At 69.3% G+C, this 290-nt stretch carries 1 protein-coding gene; it reads right to left on the reverse strand.

Features of this window, described 5'->3' with window-relative positions; translation table 11 throughout:
- Positions 1 to 290, reverse strand: a 290-nt coding sequence (locus A2J02_RS16915; protein WP_156516259.1) for a phosphopantetheine-binding protein, incomplete at both ends; no start/stop codon positions are given.

Raw genomic sequence — 290 nt, forward strand, 5'->3', positions numbered from 1 at the left:
TCGAGCTCGCCTCGCAGACGGAGCGCCAGCGGCATGTTGTAGGCCCCGGACTCGGGGTCGAGTCGGTTGAGTACCCACATGCGCTGTTGCGCGAGCGACAACGGCACGGTCTGGCCGGCCGGTCGGCGGCGCAGCGGCACATCGTTCGCGTCGTCGATCCGCGACTCGGCACGAGCTGCGAGCGCGGCAACGGTCGACGCCTCGAACAGATCTCGAACACCGACCTTCTTGCCGAGCGCCGCCGACACCCGTGCCGCCACTCGCGTGGCGATCAGCGAGTTACCACCGAG

It is taken from the genome of Rhodococcus sp. EPR-147 (assembly GCF_001647185.1).
Lineage (GTDB): Bacteria > Actinomycetota > Actinomycetes > Mycobacteriales > Mycobacteriaceae > Rhodococcoides.